We start from the raw sequence: 18506 nt of genomic DNA on the forward strand, positions 1-18506 counted from the left end.
GTTCCGCCGGCGCTTCGCGCCCCACATCTCCGAACCGTCAGCGATCCCCGCAGTCCCGCGATCCGATCCGCATCCCGACCACTTCGACCGCACGAAACTCACTCCCAGGAGCACGCCGTGACCATCACCCAGCCCGACCTCAGTGTCTTCGAGACCGTCGAGTCGGAAGTCCGCAGCTACTGCCGTGGCTGGCCCACGATCTTCGACCGGGCCCAGGGCTCACACATGTACGACGAGGACGGCCATACGTACCTGGACTTCTTCGCCGGAGCCGGCACGCTCAACTACGGCCACAACAACCCGGTGCTCAAACGGGCCCTGCTGGACTACCTGGAGCGTGACGGGGTCGTCCACGGCCTCGACATGAGCACCACGGCCAAGCGCGCCTTCCTGGAGACCTTCAAGGAGAAGATCCTCGAGCCCCGCGGCCTGAACCACAAGGTCATGTTCCCGGGCCCGACGGGCACCAACGCCGTCGAGGCCGCGCTGAAGCTGGCCCGCAAGGTCAAGGAGCGCGAGTCGATCGTCTCCTTCACCAACGCCTTCCACGGCATGTCGCTGGGCTCGCTCGCCGTCACCGGCAACGCCTTCAAGCGCGCCGGCGCGGGCATCCCGCTCGTGCACGGCACGCCGATGCCGTTCGACGACTACCTGGGCGGCACCACGGAGGACTTCGTCTGGTTCGAGCGGCTGCTCGAGGACCAGGGCTCCGGCCTCAACAAGCCGGCGGCCGTGATCGTGGAGACCGTGCAGGGCGAGGGCGGCATCAACGTCGCGCGTGCCGAGTGGCTGCGTGACCTCTCCGACCTGTGCCAGCGCCACGACATGCTGCTCATCGTCGATGACATCCAGATGGGCTGCGGCCGTACCGGCGCCTTCTTCTCCTTCGAGGAGGCGGGCATCAAGCCGGACATCATCACGCTGTCCAAGTCCATCGGCGGCTACGGACTGCCGCTGGCGCTCACGCTGTTCAAGCCCGAGCTGGACATCTGGGAGCCGGGCGAGCACAACGGCACCTTCCGCGGCAACAACCCGGCGTTCGTCACGGCCACGGCCGCGTTCGAGACGTACTGGACCGACGACCAGACGGAGAAGCAGACTCTCTCGCGTGGTGAGCAGGTCGAGGCGGTTTTGCGCGCCATCTCCGAGGAACACAGCGAGGATGTCGCAGACTTCCGCGGGCGCGGTCTGGTGTGGGGACTGGAGTTCCACGACAAGGACCGTGCCGACGCCGTCGCCAAGCGGTGCTTCGAGCTCGGGCTGCTCATCGAGACCTCGGGGCCCCAGAGCGAGGTCGTGAAGCTGCTGCCGGCTCTCACGATCACCGCCGAGGAGCTCGACGAAGGGCTCCGTGTGCTGGCCCGAGCGGTGCGCGAGACCGCGTAACTGATCCGCTCACGGCCCGCCCCGGTTGCGTCCGGGGCGGGCCGACCCCGTAATGAATAGAGAAAGGTACGCCACACCGTGATTGTTCGTTCTTTCAAGGACATCGAGGACACCGAGCGTCACATCAAATCCGCATCCGGTACCTGGGAAAGCAAGCGGATCGTGCTGGCGAAGGAGCGCGTCGGCTTCTCCCTTCACGAGACCGTGCTGTACGCGGGGACGGAGACATCGATGTGGTACGCAAACCACATCGAAGCCGTACTCTGCGTCGAGGGCGAGTCCGAACTCACCAATGATGAGACCGGTGAGAAGCATCTGATCACCCCCGGCACCATGTATCTGCTCGACGGGCACGAGAAGCACACAATGCGGCCCATTACCGACTTCCGGTGCATTTGTGTCTTCAATCCGCCCGTGACGGGCCGGGAGGATCACGACGAGAACGGCGTCTACCCGCTTCTCACCGAGCCTGACGACTGAGCCCAGAGCTCGGCCTGCGCAGGCCAGTACGGCGGCGTCTGCCGTCCGCGGCTACGGCCGCTCGCCCACCGAACAGGGCCGTACGAGAGGAGAGGAAGGCAACACCATGACCACCGCACCCGAGCGCACCGCCGACCTGTACCCGACTCGCGGAGCCACCGAGGTGGCCACTCCACGGATGGACCCCGTCGTGTGGTCCGAGCCGGGTACGCCGGGGCCCATCGAGGCCGCGGTTCTGGCGGAATACGAGCGGGACGGGTTCCTTGCGATCGACCAGCTCATCACCCCTGATGAGGTCGACATGTACAGCAGGGAACTGGAACGGCTCACCACGGATGCGGAGATCCGTGCCGACGAGCGCTCGATCATCGAGCCGCAGTCGGACGAGATCCGGACCGTGTTCGAGGTGCACAAGATCAGCGAGGTCTTCGCCGACCTGGTGCGGGACCCGCGCGTAGTGGGCCGGGCTCGACAGATCCTGGGCTCGGACGTCTATGTCCACCAGTCCAGGATCAACGTCAAGCCGGGCTTCGGTGCCACTGGCTTCTACTGGCACTCCGACTTCGAGACCTGGCACGCGGAGGACGGGCTCGCGGCGATGCGGACCGTCTCGGTCTCGATCGCGCTGACCCGGAACTACGACACCAACGGCGGCCTGATGATCATGCCGGGGTCACACAAGACCTTCCTCGGTTGCGCGGGCGAGACGCCGAAGGACAACTACAAGCAGTCGCTGCAGATGCAGAACGCGGGCACCCCGTCCGACGAGTACCTGGCCAAGTTCGCCGACGCGCACGGCATCAAGCTCTTCACGGGCGAGGCCGGCTCGGCGACCTGGTTCGACTGCAACTGCATGCACGGCAGCGGTGACAACATCACTCCGTACCCGCGGAGCAACGTGTTCATCGTCTTCAACAGCGTGGAGAACGAGGCCGTGGAGCCCTTCGCGGCACCGGTCCGCCGTCCCGATTTCATCGGCGCGCGCGACTTCACCCCGGTGAGGTGACGCGGTACGTGGCGCACTGAGCCCGGTGGATGAGGGGGGAGGCCGCATGACGGCCTCCCCCCTTTTCCGTCCGGGCGCTTTCTGCTGCGATCTCCCAGCACAGTCCAGGAGCCCGACCGAGGGAGAGTCCGCGCGCATGGCCAGTACCGCCGCCGCCTACCAGTCCGACGAGGGCGGTCCGCTCGACGTCGACCGCCCCTTCTACGACGGAGTCGCCGCCGGCCCGCGGGAACCTGTCGAACGCTTCACCGTGCCCATACGCTCAGGCCGCGCATGGGAGGTCCCGGCGGGACATCTGTGCCGCCTGGTGACGGTCGACGGTCCCCAGGTCGCGGACCTGAACGTGTGGAACCGGCACGATCCGCGCGAGCGGCTGTGGGCCTCCCGTACACGGCAGTTGCAGCGCGCACACGTGAGCGTGTACGACCGGCTGTGGTCGACGCTGCCCTTCCTGCGTCCTCTGCTGACCGTCACCGCGGACACGCTCGCCTCCTACGGGCGGGACGCCGAGGGCGGCAGGGTGCACGACCTGCTGGGCACGCGCTGCGACCCGTACGTCAACCGCATGCTGACCGGCGAGGACTTCGACTTCCACTGCCACTCGAATCTGGTGCGGGCCGTACTGCCGTACGGCCTCACGGAGTTCGACGTGCACGACGTGCTGAACGTCTTCCAGTGCACCGGACTCAACGAGGACGACCAGTACTTCATGAAGGACTGCCCCGCACGCCCCGGCGACCACTTCGAGTTCTTCGCCGAGATCGACCTGCTGTGCGCGATCTCGACGTGTCCGGGCGGCGATCTGTCCGTGCCGATGTGGGGGCCCGGTTCGGACGTGGACCCCGTGGAGTTCTGCCATCCCGTCGGCGTTGAGGTCGACCGCGCCGACCCGGCCCTGCTGACGGACTGGGCGCCACCGCAGCCGGCCGCGTACGGCGGCATGCACGGCATGACCCTCCCCCTCGGCCCCGGAGGGACCTCCAGTGGCACTCCTGAACGCCCGTCCTCTGAGTCCGGATCCTGAACGCCCCCGGTTCTTCTGGGAGTTAGGGGGCGGAGTCCCGCCGGACTCAGGGACGCACGGCTGTCGTTCAGTTCTCCCTGCGGCCGTCCACCCGGCGCGGCAGACCCAGTGGGTTCGCGTCACGCAGCTCGGGCGGCAGGAGCGCCTCGGGCGCATCCTGGTACGCGACGGGGCGCAGCCAGCGCTCGATGGCCGTGGCGCCGACGGACGTCGACGTCGACGTCGTGGCCGGGTACGGCCCGCCGTGGTGCTGCGCGGGGGCGACGGCCACACCCGTGGGCCAGCCGTTGACGAGAACGCGGCCCGCCAGCGGCGTCAGCGTGGCGAGCAGCCGCGCGCCCTGGCCGCCGTCTCCCGCTGCCTCGGCGGCGCCGAGGTGCAGCGTGGCGGTGAGGTTGCCGGGCAGCCGGGAGAGCGCCGAGACGACCTCGTCGTCGTCCTGGTAGCGCGCCACGACCGTGACGGGCCCGAAGCACTCCTCCAGCAGCAGTTCGTACTGCGGCTGTCCGAGCTTCTCGGCCGGGACGGTGAGGAAGCCGGCGCCGACCGACTGCTCGTCGTCACCCGCACCGGCGAGCACGGGCGCCTCCACGCCCTCCAGTTCCGTACGCGCCCCGACCCCGGCGAGGAACGCCTCCCGCATCCTGCTGTCCAGCAGCGGGCCCTGCGCGGCCTTGCTCACCGCGCCCCGCAGCGCCTCCAGCATGCGGTCGCCGGCCTCGCCCTGGGGCGCGAGCACGAAGCCCGGCTTGGTGCAGAACTGGCCGGTGCCCATCGTCATCGACCCGGCGAGCCCCTCACCGATCTCCTCCGCGCGCTCGGCGGCGGCGGCGCCGGTGACGACCACAGGGTTGAGGGAGCCGAGTTCGCCGTGGAAGGGAATGGGCGTGGGCCGGGCGGTGGCGGCGTCGAAAAGGGCGCGCCCGCCCCGTACCGAACCGGTGAAGCCGACCGCCGAGACCAGCGGGTGCTTGACCAGTTCGACGCCGGCCTCGAAGCCGTGCACGACGCTCAGCACCTCGTCCGGCAGGCCCACTTCGGCAGCGGCACGACGCAGCGCGGCGCCCGTCAGCTCGGACGTCGCCGGGTGGTCCGGGTGCGCCTTGACCACGACGGGGCAGCCCGCCGCGAGTGCGCTCGCGGTGTCGCCGCCGGGCACGGAGAAGGCCAGCGGGAAATTGGACGCCGCATAGACGGCCACGACACCGAGCGGGATCTTGTAGCGGCGCAGGTCGGGGCACGGCGGCGTCGCGTCGGCGTCCTTGTGGTTGATGGTGATGCCGAGGTACGCGCCGTCCTCGACCTCGTCGGCGAAGGCGCGCAGTTGGGCCTGGGTGCGCGCCAGCTCGCCGGTCAGCCGCGGGCGTCCCAGCGCGGTCTCGGCGTCCGCGGTGACGATGATCTCCTCGCTCGCCGCGTCGAGCTGTCCGGCGGCGGCCCGGAGCAGGGCTGCGCGCACGGTCCGGTCGGCGAGCGGCTCCCTGGCGGCGTGTGCGGCCCTGACGGCCGCGTCCACCTCACCGGCCGTGGCCTCGGTGCCGACCTGTTCACGCTGCTTTCCGGTCCTGGGATCGACACTCCACACTGGTGCTGCTGCCACAGCGGTTCCTCCTGCCACGTACTTGTCTCCGAAGAGACGGCGTTCGATATGCTGAACACCATCCCTGTCAGTGAACCTGCCGGGGAGCCTATGAGCGCCGCAACAGAGGGGTCAAGGACGATGTCAGCTGGCGAGACGGGTGCATCGCAGGTCAAGTCCGCCGTGCGCACTGTGGAGCTGCTCGAGTACTTCGCGGGCCGGCCCGGGATGCACTCCCTCGCCGATGTCCAAGAAGCCGTCGGGTACCCCAAGTCCAGTCTCTACATGCTGCTTCGCACCCTCGTCGATCTCGGCTGGGTGGAGACGGATTCGACCGGCACACGCTACGGCATCGGCGTTCGCGCCCTGCTGGTCGGCACCTCCTACATCGACGGCGACGAGGCGGTGGCGGCGGCCCGGCCCACCCTCGACCGGCTCTCCGACGACACCACGGAGACCATTCACATGGCGCGGCTGGACGGCACGAACGTCGTCTACCTCGCCACCCGCCAGTCGCAGCACTATCTGCGTCCGTTCACGCGCGTCGGACGGCGGCTGCCGGCGCACTCGACGTCCCTGGGCAAGGCGCTGCTCGCGACGTACGACGACGAGCAGGTGCGCAAGATGCTTCCCGAGACGCTTCCCTCACTCACCGGGAACACCCTCACCGACCGCGAGGCGCTGATCGAGGAGCTGGCCCTGGTGCGGGAGCAGGGCTACGCCGTCGACCGCGAGGAGAACACGCTGGGGCTGCGCTGCTTCGGCGTCGCCATCCCCTACCGGACGCCCGCGCGGGACGCCATCAGCTGCTCGGTCCCGGTCGCCAGGCTCACGCCCGCGCACGAGCAGATGATCAAAGACGCGCTGTTCGACGCCCGCGACCGGCTGACCCTCGCCACCCGCAGGCTGTAGAGCCGGCCCGCCGCCAGGCATCCGGGGACGAGGGCGCCTCCGCCGCGCGGCGGGCACGGCTCACCGGGCGGGAGGCGGACGCGCTGCGGCTGGCGGAGGGGCGGACGAACGCGGAGATCGCCGCGGAGCTCGCGGTCGGCCACGCCACGGTGAAGAGCCATGTGGCGTCCCTACTCGCCAAGTTGGGTGCCCGGGGCCGGAGCCGCAGCGGCTACCGTTGCCTCATGGCTGAGCTGCTGCACATCACGGAGCGTTCCTCTTGGGAGGCCGCGCGCGCCACCGGCACGTACGAGATGTCCACGCGTGGCCGCACCCTGGAAGAGGTCGGCTTCATCCACTGCTCACTGCGGCATCAACTGCCGCAGGTCGCAAAGATGTTGTACAGCGACTGCGATCCGGCGGAGCTGGTGGTGCTCGTCATCGACAGCGAGCGCATCGCCGCGCCGGTGCGCTACGAGCCGCCCGAGCCGGGAGTCCCGTGCGCGGACGACAAGGACGCCGGGGCAGGCGGGGTCGAGGAATTCCCGCACATCTACGGGCCGTTGCCCGTGTCGGCGGTCGTCTCCGAGGAGCCTTGGAACGGGAACTCGCCGACGGCTTAGGGGCGTTGACAGACTCGCGCGAGCGAGCCCGTACGGCCGCGGCGCACCGGCGCCCCTCCACGCCGTGCGGCGGCGCGGCCGTACGGGCCGTGGCCGGCCCGGTGGGGCCGACCCGTCAGGGGGCCGCGGCTCCCGCCGCTCCCGCTGCCCCCTTCTGAACGGGTTGCACCGCGCACTGGTCGGAGAATCCCTGGCCGACGAGGCCGAGGGCGGCGTTGACGCGCGAGCGGTGGTTCTCGACCGCGACCATCGCGGTCAGCTCGATGAATGCCCTCTCCCCCAGCTTGCCGATCAGCGCCTCGGTCATGGCGTCGGTCACCGTCGGCTCGGTCTCCGTCATCGCCTCGGCGAACTCCATGACGAGCAGCTCCAGTTCGCTGAACCGCTCGCGGTGCTCACGCCAGACCGGCACGTACCGGATCTTCTCCATCGGCATGCCCAGGTCGTCGGCCAGCCAGTATCCGAAGTCCATGCACCAGGAGCAGCCGATGCGGGACGCGGTGACCATCTCGGCGAGGTGCTTGAGCCCCGGGTCGAGGTCGCGCCACTTGGCGACGCGGGACTCGTACAGGGCGACGGCGCCGAGCACCTTCGGGTTGTGTCCCGTGGCGCTGAGGGGGTCCATGATCTTTCCGTACTTGCGGCGCGAGTACCACTCGGCGATGCGCAGCATGGTGCCGCGCGGCGGATCGAGCGAGATGCGTGCCATGGCTGGCGCTCCTTCGTCCCTTGGTTCGCGGTGTCTGTGCCCGGAACGTGGTTCCGGCCCGGCTGACACCCCTACGACGGGACAGGGCGTGCGGATGTGACACGCGCCGGTGGGTCACCCGGGCGGGTGCCCCTCGCGGAGTGCGCGCAGCGCCTCCTTCACGGCAGCGAGGTCGGAATCCGGGGCCAGGCCCGCGTGGTAGAGCCGCAGCTCGTCCGCCCCCAGGCCGCGGGCGTGCGCCGCGTCGGCGGCGAGGCCGTGCGGGGAGCCGCCCATGCCGGACACCACGGTGAAGTTCGCGGCGACGGTGAACGGAGCGGCCCGCCCGCCACCGTTGCCGGTGGCGGTGGCGCAGTTGTGGGCCGCGGCGGCGAACGGCCCGATGGCACCGGTGCGTTCGGCGGCGGCGGGGTCGGCGGAGCCGCCCGCGCAGGGAACCACCACTCCGTCGACGTCCTCCACGGCGTCCGCGGGGGCCATGCCCGCGTTCGCGCCTAGGCGGTGCGGCGCCGGATCGGCGTGCAGCATCACCCGGAAATCCTCTCCCGTTCGCGCGCCGGCCGCCGCCTCCTCCCGTACCGCCGCGACGGCCTCCTTGCGCAGCTGCCGCGCGGCTGAGTCGCGCCACGAGGCGCACACCGCTGCCGTATCCGGCCCCAGCAGCTCGCGCACCCGGCCCCACTCGCCCTCCCGGTCCTGCCCCGCCCCGGCTGCCCCCGCCTCCGGTCCGGCGCCGCTCCATGCGGGTCCCAGGGCGCCGCGCACACGGGAGCGCAGCTCTTCGGGATCGGCGCCGAGCGAGGCATATCCGTCCCGGCACACCCCGCAGAAGCACAGCGACATCAGGTACTGGCCGGCGCCGCTCAGCCGGACTCCCGCGGTCTTGTCGTGCGCGTGCAGATGCGCCAGCCCGTACCAGCCGCACGACTCCAGCTCGGTACCCGCCGTATGGGGCCGCACCGCAGCCTCGGCGGCCAGGGTAGCCGCGTATTCGCGCACCTCCGGGCGGGCGACGCAGGGCGCCCACGGGTAGCGGTCGCCGTAGGCGTTGCGGACCGTGATGTCCCGGTGCTCCTCACCGAGGCGGGAGTTGTGGGCCATCACGACCCAGGAGTGCACCTCCAGACCGGCCTCGCTCAGCGCCCGCGCCGCCTCCCCGTACGGGCCCCCCGGGTCGCCGCTGTCCACCCAGCCCTGCTCGTACGGGCGCAGACGGCGACCGTTCCAGCGGTCCGGGGCGGGCGGATAGAGCACCGCGGAGTGCCGTGCCGTGACGATGCGGTGGCGCGGATGGCGCGGCGTCAGCGCGCGCACGGAGTGGTAGGCGGAAGCCAGAGTGACCTGACGGATGCCGAGGCCGGCGAGGCGACGCGGCGCGTCGGGGTCGCCCACGACGTCCCAGGGATAGACGAACGCGCCGGCCCGCATCAGCGGCGCCCGTCGCCCTCGCGCACGGGAGCGCCGCCACCGGAACCGTCTCCGGACACCAACGCGAGCCCGCGCTCGATCAGTTCGGCCAGCTCGTCCACATGAGCCGCGGAGGGTTCCGACAGCGGCGGGCGCACCTGGCCCACGTCCAGTCCGCGCAGCCTCACTCCCGCTTTCACCAGCGAGACCGCGTACCCGCGGCCGCGGTCACGCAGTTCGACGAGGGGGCGGAAGAAGCCGTCCAGCAGACGGTTCACGCGGGCGTCGTCACCGGTCGTGAGAGCACGGTGGAAGTCGAGGGCGATCTCGGGCGCGAAGCAGAAGACCGCGGACGAGTAGAGGGTCACCCCGAGGCTCCGGTAGGCGAGGCCCGTCTGCTCGGCGGTGGGCAGTCCGTTGAAGTAGCGGAACCTGCCCGCGACTTCGGCCGGCACCTCGCTGCGGACCGTGCTGATGATGCGCTGCAGCAGGTCCAGGTCGCCATGGCCGTCCTTGAGCCCGATGATGCCGGGGGTGCGCGCGAGCTGCGCGACCGTGGACGGGGCGAACACGGCGTTGTCGCGCTGGTAGACGATGACGTCCAGACCGGTGGCGGATGCCAGCGCCGTGTAGTGCTTCAGCAGGCCCTCCTGCGAGGGGACGACGAGGTAGGGCGGCATCGCCAGCAGACCGTCCGCCCCGGCCTCCTCGGCCAGCGACGCGAACTGGCAGGCCAGCGCGGTGCCGTAGCCCGCGCCGGCGACGACCGGCACCTCGCCGCGCGCCTCTTCGACGGCGACCGCGACGCAGTCGCGGAACTCCTGCGGAGTCAGCGCGTGGAACTCACCGGTGCCGCAGCAGGCGAAGACGGCGCCCGCCCCCGCGTCCAGGCCCCCGCGCACGTGCGAGCGGAACGCGTCGAGGTCGAGCGCGCCGTCCCGCCCGTAGGCGGTGACCGGGAAGAAGAGCAGCCCGTCGAGTCGCGCGGCCAGCGAGCCGGGCTCGCGCGCGGAGGCCCCCGGTGAGGAGGAGGCCGAGGACGAGGAGGGTGTGGTCATTGCGCGCTCCTGCTCAGGGCGGTACGGAGGCCGGACGGGCAGCGTGTCACCGCACCCCACCAATCCGTACACGTTTCTGATCTGCGTCTATATTTCTGAACCCAAAAACCGTAGGTCAGACCGCACGCCCCGGTCAAGCACGGCGATCACCGGCGACAATGCGAAGCAGCGACATTCGGAGACCGCGGGAATGGGCCACGCGATCCTTGACGACCCGCCACCCCATCCATAGCTTGTCTCCATATATGAATCACGTCTATGGACGGAGATCTGTCGATGCCCGCCCCTCGCACCGTCCTGCTCACCGGCGCCGCAGGCGGCCTCGGCACTCTGATGCGCGGCCTGCTCCCCCGGTACGGATACCGGCTGCGCCTGTTCGATCTGCGCCCCGTCGAGGGTGAGCCCGATGCCGTCACCGCCGACCTCACCGACGCGGCCGCACTGCGCGAAGCCGTGCGCGGCGTCGACGCGATCGTCCACCTCGCGGGGATCTCGCTGGAGGCCCCGTTCGAGAAGATCCTGCACTCCAACATCGAGGGCACGTACCGGCTCTACGAGGCCGCACGCGAGGAAGGCGTCTCCCGCATCGTCTTCGCCTCGTCCAACCACGCCGTGGGATTCACCCCGCGCCCGGCCGACGGCGGCCCCCTCATCCCGGTGGACACCCCGCACCGCCCCGACACCTACTACGGGCTCTCCAAGTCCTTCGGGGAGAATCTCGCACAGCTCTACTGGGACCTGCACTCCATCGAGACCGTCTCCGTGCGCATCGGGTCCTGCTTCCCCGAACCGACCTCCGTGCGGATGCTCTCGCTGTGGCTCAGCCCTGCCGACGGGGCCCGCCTCTTCCATGCCGCGCTGACGGCGAGGGACGTGGGCCACACCGTCGTCTACGGCTCGTCCGCCAACACCCGCCTGTGGTGGGACCTTTCGAGCGCCCGCGCGCTCGGGTACGAGCCGCAGGACGACTCCGAGCCGTACGCGGCCGAACTCATCGCAAAGCAGGGGGAACCGGACTGGGAGCGCCCCGAACACGCCCGTCTCGGAGGGCACTTCTGCACGCAGCCGCCCATCTGGCCGCACTGACGCGGAAGTCTGAGGGCATGATGGACCCGAACCGATCACGCAAGGTCGCTCACGGGGAGGGCCCACATGAACTTCATCGCAGACACCGATCCGGAATCCGCGCTCTCCGGACTCGTGGACTCGGGGCTGCTCAGCTGGCTGATCCTCGGTCTGATCGCGGGCACCATCGCCAAGGTCATCCTCCCCGGACGCGATCCGGGCGGCCTGCTCGGCACCATCCTCATCGGCATCGCCGGTGCGTTCATCGGCGGCTGGCTCTCCTCCACCTTCCTCGACCGCTCCGTGGACCACGACTTCGTGGACCCGGCGCTGTGGCTCTCGGCCATCGCCGGATCCCTGGTGCTCCTGATCGGGTACCGGATCTTCTTCGGCCACTCCCGGGAACGCCGGCGCTGAGGACCGCGGGGCGCGCCGCGGAAGCTGCCGCCCCGTATCCGCCGCCGCCGGGTCACGTGCCTGGCCCTCAGATGCCCCAGCCCTTCCCCGCACGGTCCTCGAACACATTCGTCCTGGGGGGCAGTACGGGTATGTAGCCGGAGTCGAGGAGCCGGGGAAGATGGTCGCGCAGCGAGGCGACGGTCTGCTTGCGGTTCCCGCCGCCGTCGTGCAGGAGCACGATCGACCCGGGCCGTACGGACTTCATGACGGTCGAGGTGATCTTCCGCGTGCCGGGTTCCTCCCAGTCGAACGTGTCGATCGACCAGCCGAGCGGGCTCATGCCGAGTGAGGCCGATATCCCGAGGGCCCGGCGGTTCCAGTCACCGAAGGGCGCGCGCGCCAGCGCGGGTGCCGTACCGACCGCCTGGTCGATGACATCGCAGGTACGGGCGAGCTGTTCGTGTATCTCGGCGGGGCGCATCCGCGTCAGCTGCGGGTGGCTCCAGGAGTGGTTGGCTATCAGGTGGCCGCCGTCGGCTATGGCGTTCAGCAGCCAGGTATTCGCCGCCGCTTCCCTGCCTATGACGCAGAACGTGGCCTGCACGCCCCAGCGTCGCAGCACCTCCAGCACCTGCGGCGTGTACTCGGGGTCGGGGCCGTCGTCGAAGGTGAGGGCTATCTCGCGCTCTTCGGAGTCCAGCGTGTAGGCGACGGACGTGCTTCCACGGGCCTGGGGATGGACCTGCCCCGCCTCCGGCCGCAGCCGATAGGACTGCGGCTGCGTCACGGCCCGTTGCTGGCGGAGCGGGTGCGGAGCGGCGCCCTTCGCATCGGCGCCGGAAGCCCCGGAGGAACCGGATCCCCCCGCTGCGGCCTGCGCGCGGTTCGCGACACAGGCACCGGCTATGAGCATCCCGCCGAGGAAGACGCGTCTGCTGTTCCTGCTCGTACGTGATTCAGAAGTCATGCGGGACGTACTGCCACGCCACAGAGTAGTCACACATATCCGGACAGTGACACCACTCGCATGCCCCACATGTCCTCCACCTGCGGCCCAGCCCTGCGTGCTAGTGGGGCGGCACCGGGGCGCACCCTTCCCGCTCCAGCGCCGCACGGGCCATCGAGCTGGCGCGGGCGACGGGCTCCGCCACGACGTGCAGCCCGTTCAGCACCGTCGCACCCTCGTGCAGCAGGAGCAGCTCCTCGGCGAGCCGGTCCGGCTCCCGGGCACCGGCCTCCACCGCCAGCTGCCGCAGGTAGGCGCACAGCCAGCGCTTCTGCTCGCCGATCACCGCGCGACCCGGGTGCTGCGGATCGGGCAGCTCGGCCGCCGCGTTGACGAAGCCGCAGCCGCGCGGGTTCTCGCGCCGCATCCACTCCTCCAGCGCGTCGAAGGTGACGAGGATGCGCTCGGACGCACTCGCCTCTCCCTTCGCCGCGACCCACCCGGCAAGCCACCCCCGCCACCGCTCGTCGCGCTCCCGCAGGTACGCCTCGACGAGGGCCTCCTTGGAGCCGAACCGGTCGTAGAGCGTCTTCTTGGTGACGCCGGCCTCCTTGGCGATCAGGTCGACACCGACGGCCGTGATGCCGCGCGAGTAGAACAGCCGAGCCGCCGCCTGAAGGATCTTCCGGGCTCCCGGCGTGAGACCGGCCCCCACGGGCGTCGCCTCCGTCATCGCTTCCGCCTCCTCCTCTTGCGGTAAACCGATCGGTCTAGTTCACTCTATACCCAGGGAGGTAAACAGATCGGTTTACCATGCTTGATCTTGATGACCGCGGCACCGAGGGAGCAGGGAGCGAACCCATGCCGACGACCATGCGCACGCACCTCGTCGCGACGGGGCTCGTCGTGATGTGGAGTTCGGGATTCATAGGCGCGGAACTCGGCACGCGGGAGGCACCGGCCGACACCCTCCTGATGTGGCGATTCCTCGCAGCCGCCGCACTGCTCGCGGTCGCCGCGCCCGCGCTGCGGCGCCGGCGGAGCGACGAGCCGGGGGCGGAGCAGAACGGACCCGGGGGACGGGACGGAGCAGCCGGCGGCGCACGGCTCCCGCTGCGCGCCCTGGCGGAGCAGTCCCTGATAGGCCTGCTCTCCCAGGGTGTGTACCTCGGCGCGATCGTCTGGGCCGTGGGCCTGGGCGTACCCGCCGGGACGTCCGCGCTCATCGCCGCCCTTCAGCCGCTCGCCGCCGGCGCCCTCGCGGGCCGGCTGCTCGGGGAGACGGTCACCGGCCGCCAGTGGGCCGGGCTCGTGCTCGGCCTGGCGGGGGTCGCCGCCGTCGTACGGGACGACCTCGGCTCGCCCTCCGCCGCACCGGGTCCCGCCTATCTGCTCCCCTTCGTGGGGATGGCCGGCCTGCTGGCAGCGAGCTTCCTGGACCGCCGGACGCGTCACCGGGTCGGTGCCGCCGACGCGCTTCCGATCCACTGCGCGGTGAGCGCCGTGGTCTTCACGGGGCTCGCCGCCCTGGCGGGCGACGGGCACCTGGTTCCCCCGCTGACCTCGGCGTTCTGGCTGGCAGTGGCCTGGGTGGTGGTGTTCTCCACGCTCGGCGGCTACGGCTTCTACTGGCTGAGCCTGCAGCACAGCGGCGTCACCCGTACGAGTGCGCTGATCTACCTCACGCCTGCAACGACTGTCGTGTGGGCCTACGTGATGTTCGGCGAGGCACCGGGCGGTTTCGCGGTCGCGGGGATGGCTGTTGCGCTGGCCGGCGTGGTGGTCGCGGTGCGGTCCCCCGCTCCGCGACGGTCCGGCTCGGCGCGGAGCAGGCACGGCCGGCCGAGTTCGCGGGAGCCCGCGACCGCGGCACCGGAGTCAGAGCAGCGTCCGGCAAAGGAACTGCAAAGCAGGGCCGCTCGTTACGACCGGCATGACGGCAATGACTCCCGGCTCGAACCTCCCGCTCAGCACGGCCCAGGTGGCGGTGGAGGTGACCGCACCGTCCCGCCTGGACGTCTCAGGACTGCTCCTCGGCGAGAACGGAAAGGTCCGCTCCGACGACGACTTCGTCTTCTACAACCAGCCGACCGCCCCCGGCGTGACACACAGCAGCGGTGCCGCTGACACCATCACCGTCGACACCGCCAAGGTGCCGGCCGATGTGCAGAAGGTCGTGGTCACAGCGAGCCCCGACGCCCCCGGCGCATCCTTCGCGGGCATGGAGCCGACAGCCACCGTCCGGGACGCCTCCACGCGGGAAGTGATCGCCACGTTCACCCCGCCGTCGCTCGGCAACGAGACGGCTCTCGTCGTGGTCGAGGTCTACCGGCGCGGCAACGACTGGAAGGTACGCGCGGTCGGCCAGGGCTACGCCAACGGGCTGGGCGGCATCGCGACGGACTTCGGTGTCAACGTCGAGGAGCCCGCCGCGCCGGTCGCCACCCCGGCACCGGCGCCCACCCCCCAGGCGCCTCCGCCCCCGGCGGCCCCGCAGGCGGTCCAGGCTCCCCCGCCCGCTCCCGCGGCACCCGCTGCCCCGGCGGCCGGCGCGGGCAAGATCAACCTCGACAAGGGCAAGGTCAGCCTCCAGAAGAACCAGACGGTCTCGCTCACCAAGGGCGGCCGTCCCATGCTCAGCAGCGTCCGCATGGGCCTCGGCTGGGAGCCCGTCTTCCGCGCGGGCCGAAGGGCGAAGGAGATCGACCTGGACGCCTCCGTCATCGCCTACGACGCCAACCGCAAGAAGCTCGACGCCTGTTACTTCGGCAAGCTCGCCATCCTCAACGGAGTCGTGCAGCACTCCGGCGACAACCTGACGGGAGAGGGCGGCGGCGACGACGAATCCATCACCGTCCACCTGGGGGATCTGCCGCAGCAGGTCACCGGCCTGGTCTTCACCGTCAACTCCTTCTCGGGGCAGAAGTTCACCGAGGTGGCCAAGGCCTACTGCCGTCTCGTCGACGCCGCCTCCGGCCAGGAACTGGTCCGCTTCGACCTCAGCAACGCCGAGCCGCGCACCGGAGTGCTGATGTGCAAGCTCGTACGGCAGTTCTCGGGCGAGTGGGACATGACGGCGCTCGGCGAGTACGTCGATTCCCGCACGGTCCGCGGCATGGTCAAACCGGCTGCCGCCGCGCTCTGAGCCTTACCGACGCCGATCCGGGGTACCGCGAGAAGAGGGACGCACGAGTGCGCACTCGCCCCGCGGGATCCCGGTCGGCCGTCCGTGCCCCGCCCCGGCCGGCGCCCGGACACCGGCCCTGACGGGCTGGGGCCGGACCGCCTCCGTACGCGCTCGTGCACAGGCACCGAAGCAGCCGAAGGAGGCGCTCACATGGCCATCGCCACGGTGAATCCGGCCACGGGCGAGACCCTGAAGACATTCGAACCGCTCGACGCCGGCGCGATCGAGGAGCGGGTCTCCAGGGCGGACCGCGCCTTCCGCGAGTACCGCCTCACGCCCTTCGCGGAGCGGGCCGCGCGGATGCACCGGGCGGCAGACCTGCTGGAGGCGGACCAGGATGCCATCGCCCGCACGATGACGACCGAGATGGGCAAGCCGCTCGCCGCCGCGCGGGCCGAGGCGGCCAAGTGCGTCAAGGCGATGCGCTGGTACGCGGAGCACGCCGAGGCGCAGCTCGCCGACGAGCATCCAGCTCCCGCGGACGTGAAGGACTCCGGCGCGGCCCGCGCGTTCGTGCGCTACCGGCCGCTGGGCACGGTACTGGCGGTCATGCCCTGGAACTTCCCGCTGTGGCAGGTGGTGCGCTTCGCGGCGCCCGCCCTCATGGCCGGCAACACCGGTCTGCTCAAGCACGCGTCGAACGTTCCGCAGACCGCCCTGTACATCGAGGACCTCTTCCGCCGCGCCGGATTCCCCGAGGGCGCCTTCCAGACCCTCCTCGTCGGCTCGGGCGCGGTCGCGGGGCTGCTCCGCGACGAGCGGATCGTGGCCGCGACCCTCACGGGAAGCGAGCCCGCCGGGCGTTCGGTCGCCTCGATCGCGGGCGACGAGATCAAGAAGACGGTGCTGGAGCTCGGCGGCAGCGACCCCTATGTGGTGCTGCCCTCGGCGGACCTGGACAAGGCCGTACGCACGGCAGTCACCGCCCGCGTGCAGAACGCCGGGCAGTCCTGCATCGCCGCGAAGCGCTTCATCGTGCACACGGACGTCTACGACACCTTCACGGCCCGGTTCGTCGAACGCATGTCGGCGCTGAAGGTCGGTGACCCCCTGGCCGAGGACACCGACATCGGACCGCTCTCCAGTGCGCAGGGCCGCGCCGATCTGGAGGAGCTCGTCGACGACGCCACGCACCACGGTGCGACGGCCCTGTGCGGCGGCGGACGTCCGCTGCACCTCCCGGACGGCTGGTTCTACGAGCCGACCGTGCTCACCGGAATCACCGAGGAGATGAGGATCCACCGCGAGGAGGCCTTCGGTCCGGTCGCGACCATGTACCGCGTGGACGGTCTGGACGAGGCGGTCGAACTCGCCAACGACACGTCGTTCGGCCTCAGTTCCAACGCGTGGACGCGGGACTCCGCCGAGCAGGAGCGGCTCACCCGCGACCTGCAGGCGGGCGGCGTCTTCTTCAACGGCATGACGGCCTCGCACCCGGGCCTGCCCTTCGGCGGCGTCAAGCGCTCCGGATACGGGCGGGAGCTCGCCGGGCACGGCATCCGCGAGTTCTGCAACGCGACCACGGTGTGGTTCGGGCCCGAGGAGTGACGCCGGAGGAAACGGCACGGCAGGAGCGACAACGGCCACATCCCGGTCTGTGAGGAGCAGGCCGGGCCTGCGGCCGACCGGGTCGGTCCGGCGGGGACCGGGCGGGCGGACCGCACGCGGCGCATACCGCGGCGCGTGTCCGCCCGCCCGGCCTCTGCCGTCGGGCGCCCCTCCCCGGCCGTACGAGACGGGCGCGGGTCGTACGAGACAGGTTCGGCACGCCCTGTCCCGCGCCTCGCGCGGGTCGGCCTGATCAGCCGCGGCCCCCGGCTCGGCGAGTCCCCGGAAGGCTCCGCGGGCCCCCGCCTCCAGTCGTGATCCAGCCCGCCCGTGGAGATCCCCGCGCCGCCGGTAGGGTCGGCACCGCTCCGCCGTAGCCCGCACCTGCCCGTCCCCACCGGAGGTCCAGCCCGCATGGCCGTACGTACCGAGAGGCAGGGGCCGGTCACCACCGTCGTCCTCTCCCGCCCCGCCGCACGCAACGCCGTCGACGGTGCCACGGCCTCCCAACTCGCAGACGCCTTCCGCGCCTTCGAGGCCGACCCGGACGCCCTGGTGGCGGTGCTGTGGGGCGAGGGCGGCACATTCTGCGCCGGTGCCGACCTGAAGGCCATCGGCACCGACCGCGCCAACCGCGTCGCGCCGGACGGCGACGGCCCGATGGGCCCCACCCGGATGCGGCTGTCCAAGCCCGTCATCGCCGCGGTCAGCGGCCACGCGGTCGCCGGGGGGCTCGAACTCGCCCTGTGGTGCGATCTGCGGGTGGCCGAGGAGGACGCCGTCTTCGGCGTCTTCTGCCGGCGCTGGGGCGTCCCGCTGATCGACGGCGGAACGGTACGCCTCCCCCGTCTGATCGGCACGAGCCGGGCCCTCGACCTCATCCTCACCGGCCGTCCCGTCCCGGCTGCCGAGGCGTACGGCATGGGCCTCGCCAACCGGCTCGTGCCGCAGGGGCAGTCGCGCGCGGCGGCCGAGGAACTCGCCGCCCAGCTGGCCCGCTTCCCGCAGACCTGCCTGCGCGGCGACCTCGCCTCCGTGCACGAGCAGGAAGGTCTCCCTGAGGAAGAGGCGATGGCCCGCGAACTCCGGTACGGGCAGGCCGCGTTGGCGGAAGCAGCCGAAGGAGCGGCCCGCTTCGCGGCGGGTGCGGGCCGCCACGGCGACTTCGAATCGATCTGATCCGGGCCGGTCCGAGCCA

Annotated in this window: 18 protein-coding genes and 1 pseudogene; 13 read left to right on the plus strand and 6 right to left on the minus strand. The window is 71.0% G+C overall.

All coding sequences use genetic code 11. The features are described 5' to 3' along the window. Positions 1-117 precede the first annotated feature (117 nt). The 4 genes from ectB (at position 118) to I004_RS33380 (ending at position 3896) form a co-directional block, all read left to right on the plus strand. The gene (ectB, locus tag I004_RS0111120) at positions 118-1386 is read left to right on the plus strand and encodes a diaminobutyrate--2-oxoglutarate transaminase (protein ID WP_028435556.1); all 1269 of its coding nucleotides are present in this window, start codon (positions 118-120) and stop codon (positions 1384-1386) included. Between the two features lie 78 nt (positions 1387-1464). Then, positions 1465-1866, plus strand: coding sequence for an ectoine synthase (locus tag I004_RS0111125; RefSeq protein ID WP_028435557.1), 402 nt, complete (start codon positions 1465-1467; stop codon positions 1864-1866). Between the two features lie 106 nt (positions 1867-1972). After that, positions 1973-2872 (plus strand): ectoine hydroxylase, encoded by a 900-nt coding sequence (gene thpD / locus I004_RS0111130; protein ID WP_028435558.1) that lies wholly within the window; start codon positions 1973-1975, stop codon positions 2870-2872. Positions 2873-3008: 136 nt separating this feature from the next. Next, positions 3009-3896 (plus strand): urea carboxylase-associated family protein, encoded by an 888-nt coding sequence (locus I004_RS33380; protein ID WP_051344933.1) that lies wholly within the window; start codon positions 3009-3011, stop codon positions 3894-3896. A 67-nt stretch (positions 3897-3963) separates the two neighbouring features. Here the strand turns inward: I004_RS33380 and I004_RS0111140 are convergent, their stop codons facing one another. After that, entirely contained in the window at positions 3964-5496 is a 1533-nt protein-coding gene (locus I004_RS0111140; protein WP_028435559.1) for an aldehyde dehydrogenase (NADP(+)), read from the minus strand. A 120-nt stretch (positions 5497-5616) separates the two neighbouring features. Between I004_RS0111140 and I004_RS0111145 the strand changes: the two genes are divergently transcribed. The 3 genes and pseudogenes from I004_RS0111145 to I004_RS38980 all read left to right on the plus strand — a co-directional run bounded on the left by I004_RS0111145 (position 5617) and on the right by I004_RS38980 (position 6989). Further along, positions 5617-6387: an IclR family transcriptional regulator gene (locus tag I004_RS0111145; RefSeq protein WP_028435560.1), complete on the plus strand. Its 771-nt coding sequence runs from the start codon at positions 5617-5619 to the stop codon at positions 6385-6387. Then, a pseudogene (locus I004_RS39440) lies at positions 6282-6578 on the plus strand (response regulator transcription factor); the annotation flags it as partial. The gene I004_RS0111145 and the pseudogene I004_RS39440, both read left to right, overlap by 106 nt. Positions 6579-6611: 33 nt before the next feature. Beyond that, the gene (locus I004_RS38980; RefSeq protein WP_028435561.1) at positions 6612-6989 is read left to right on the plus strand and encodes a DUF952 domain-containing protein; all 378 of its coding nucleotides are present in this window, start codon (positions 6612-6614) and stop codon (positions 6987-6989) included. A 115-nt stretch (positions 6990-7104) separates the two neighbouring features. Here I004_RS38980 and I004_RS0111155 read toward each other — a convergent pair whose 3' ends face one another. The 3 genes from I004_RS0111155 to I004_RS0111165 form a co-directional block, all read right to left on the minus strand. Then, positions 7105-7698, minus strand: coding sequence for a carboxymuconolactone decarboxylase family protein (locus I004_RS0111155; protein ID WP_028435562.1), 594 nt, complete (start codon positions 7696-7698; stop codon positions 7105-7107). A gap of 114 nt (positions 7699-7812) precedes the next feature. Continuing rightward, on the minus strand, positions 7813-9126 hold the full coding sequence (locus I004_RS0111160) for a hypothetical protein (RefSeq protein WP_028435563.1): 1314 nt from the start codon (positions 9124-9126) through the stop codon (positions 7813-7815). Continuing rightward, the gene (locus I004_RS0111165; RefSeq protein WP_078511016.1) at positions 9126-10163 is read right to left on the minus strand and encodes a 5-dehydro-4-deoxyglucarate dehydratase; all 1038 of its coding nucleotides are present in this window, start codon (positions 10161-10163) and stop codon (positions 9126-9128) included. Before I004_RS0111165 ends, I004_RS0111160 begins: the two co-directional genes overlap by 1 nt. Positions 10164-10439: 276 nt before the next feature. Between I004_RS0111165 and I004_RS0111170 the strand changes: the two genes are divergently transcribed. Both I004_RS0111170 and I004_RS0111175 read left to right on the plus strand, forming a co-directional pair. Beyond that, positions 10440-11249, plus strand: a complete 810-nt coding sequence (locus I004_RS0111170; protein WP_028435565.1) for an NAD-dependent epimerase/dehydratase family protein — start codon at positions 10440-10442, stop codon at positions 11247-11249. Positions 11250-11315: 66 nt separating this feature from the next. Then, positions 11316-11645, plus strand: coding sequence for a GlsB/YeaQ/YmgE family stress response membrane protein (locus I004_RS0111175; RefSeq protein ID WP_051344935.1), 330 nt, complete (start codon positions 11316-11318; stop codon positions 11643-11645). A gap of 67 nt (positions 11646-11712) precedes the next feature. Here I004_RS0111175 and I004_RS33385 read toward each other — a convergent pair whose 3' ends face one another. Both I004_RS33385 and I004_RS0111185 read right to left on the minus strand, forming a co-directional pair. Next, entirely contained in the window at positions 11713-12594 is an 882-nt protein-coding gene (locus tag I004_RS33385) for a polysaccharide deacetylase family protein (protein WP_078511017.1), read from the minus strand. Between the two features lie 100 nt (positions 12595-12694). Beyond that, positions 12695-13306, minus strand: a complete 612-nt coding sequence (locus tag I004_RS0111185) for a TetR/AcrR family transcriptional regulator (RefSeq protein WP_028435567.1) — start codon at positions 13304-13306, stop codon at positions 12695-12697. 128 nt (positions 13307-13434) lie between these two features. On the opposite strand from I004_RS0111185, the gene I004_RS33390 reads away from it, so the two are divergent. The 4 genes from I004_RS33390 to I004_RS0111205 all read left to right on the plus strand — a co-directional run bounded on the left by I004_RS33390 (position 13435) and on the right by I004_RS0111205 (position 18487). After that, positions 13435-14700, plus strand: coding sequence for a DMT family transporter (locus I004_RS33390; RefSeq protein WP_486579909.1), 1266 nt, complete (start codon positions 13435-13437; stop codon positions 14698-14700). After that, positions 14600-15718 (plus strand): TerD family protein, encoded by a 1119-nt coding sequence (locus I004_RS0111195; RefSeq protein WP_486579967.1) that lies wholly within the window; start codon positions 14600-14602, stop codon positions 15716-15718. Before I004_RS33390 ends, I004_RS0111195 begins: the two co-directional genes overlap by 101 nt. A gap of 192 nt (positions 15719-15910) precedes the next feature. After that, positions 15911-17308, plus strand: a complete 1398-nt coding sequence (locus I004_RS0111200) for an NADP-dependent succinic semialdehyde dehydrogenase (protein ID WP_028435569.1) — start codon at positions 15911-15913, stop codon at positions 17306-17308. A gap of 414 nt (positions 17309-17722) precedes the next feature. Beyond that, the gene (locus tag I004_RS0111205) at positions 17723-18487 is read left to right on the plus strand and encodes a crotonase/enoyl-CoA hydratase family protein (protein WP_028435570.1); all 765 of its coding nucleotides are present in this window, start codon (positions 17723-17725) and stop codon (positions 18485-18487) included. Positions 18488-18506 lie beyond the last annotated feature (19 nt).

The organism is Streptomyces sp. TAA486, assembly GCF_000426165.1.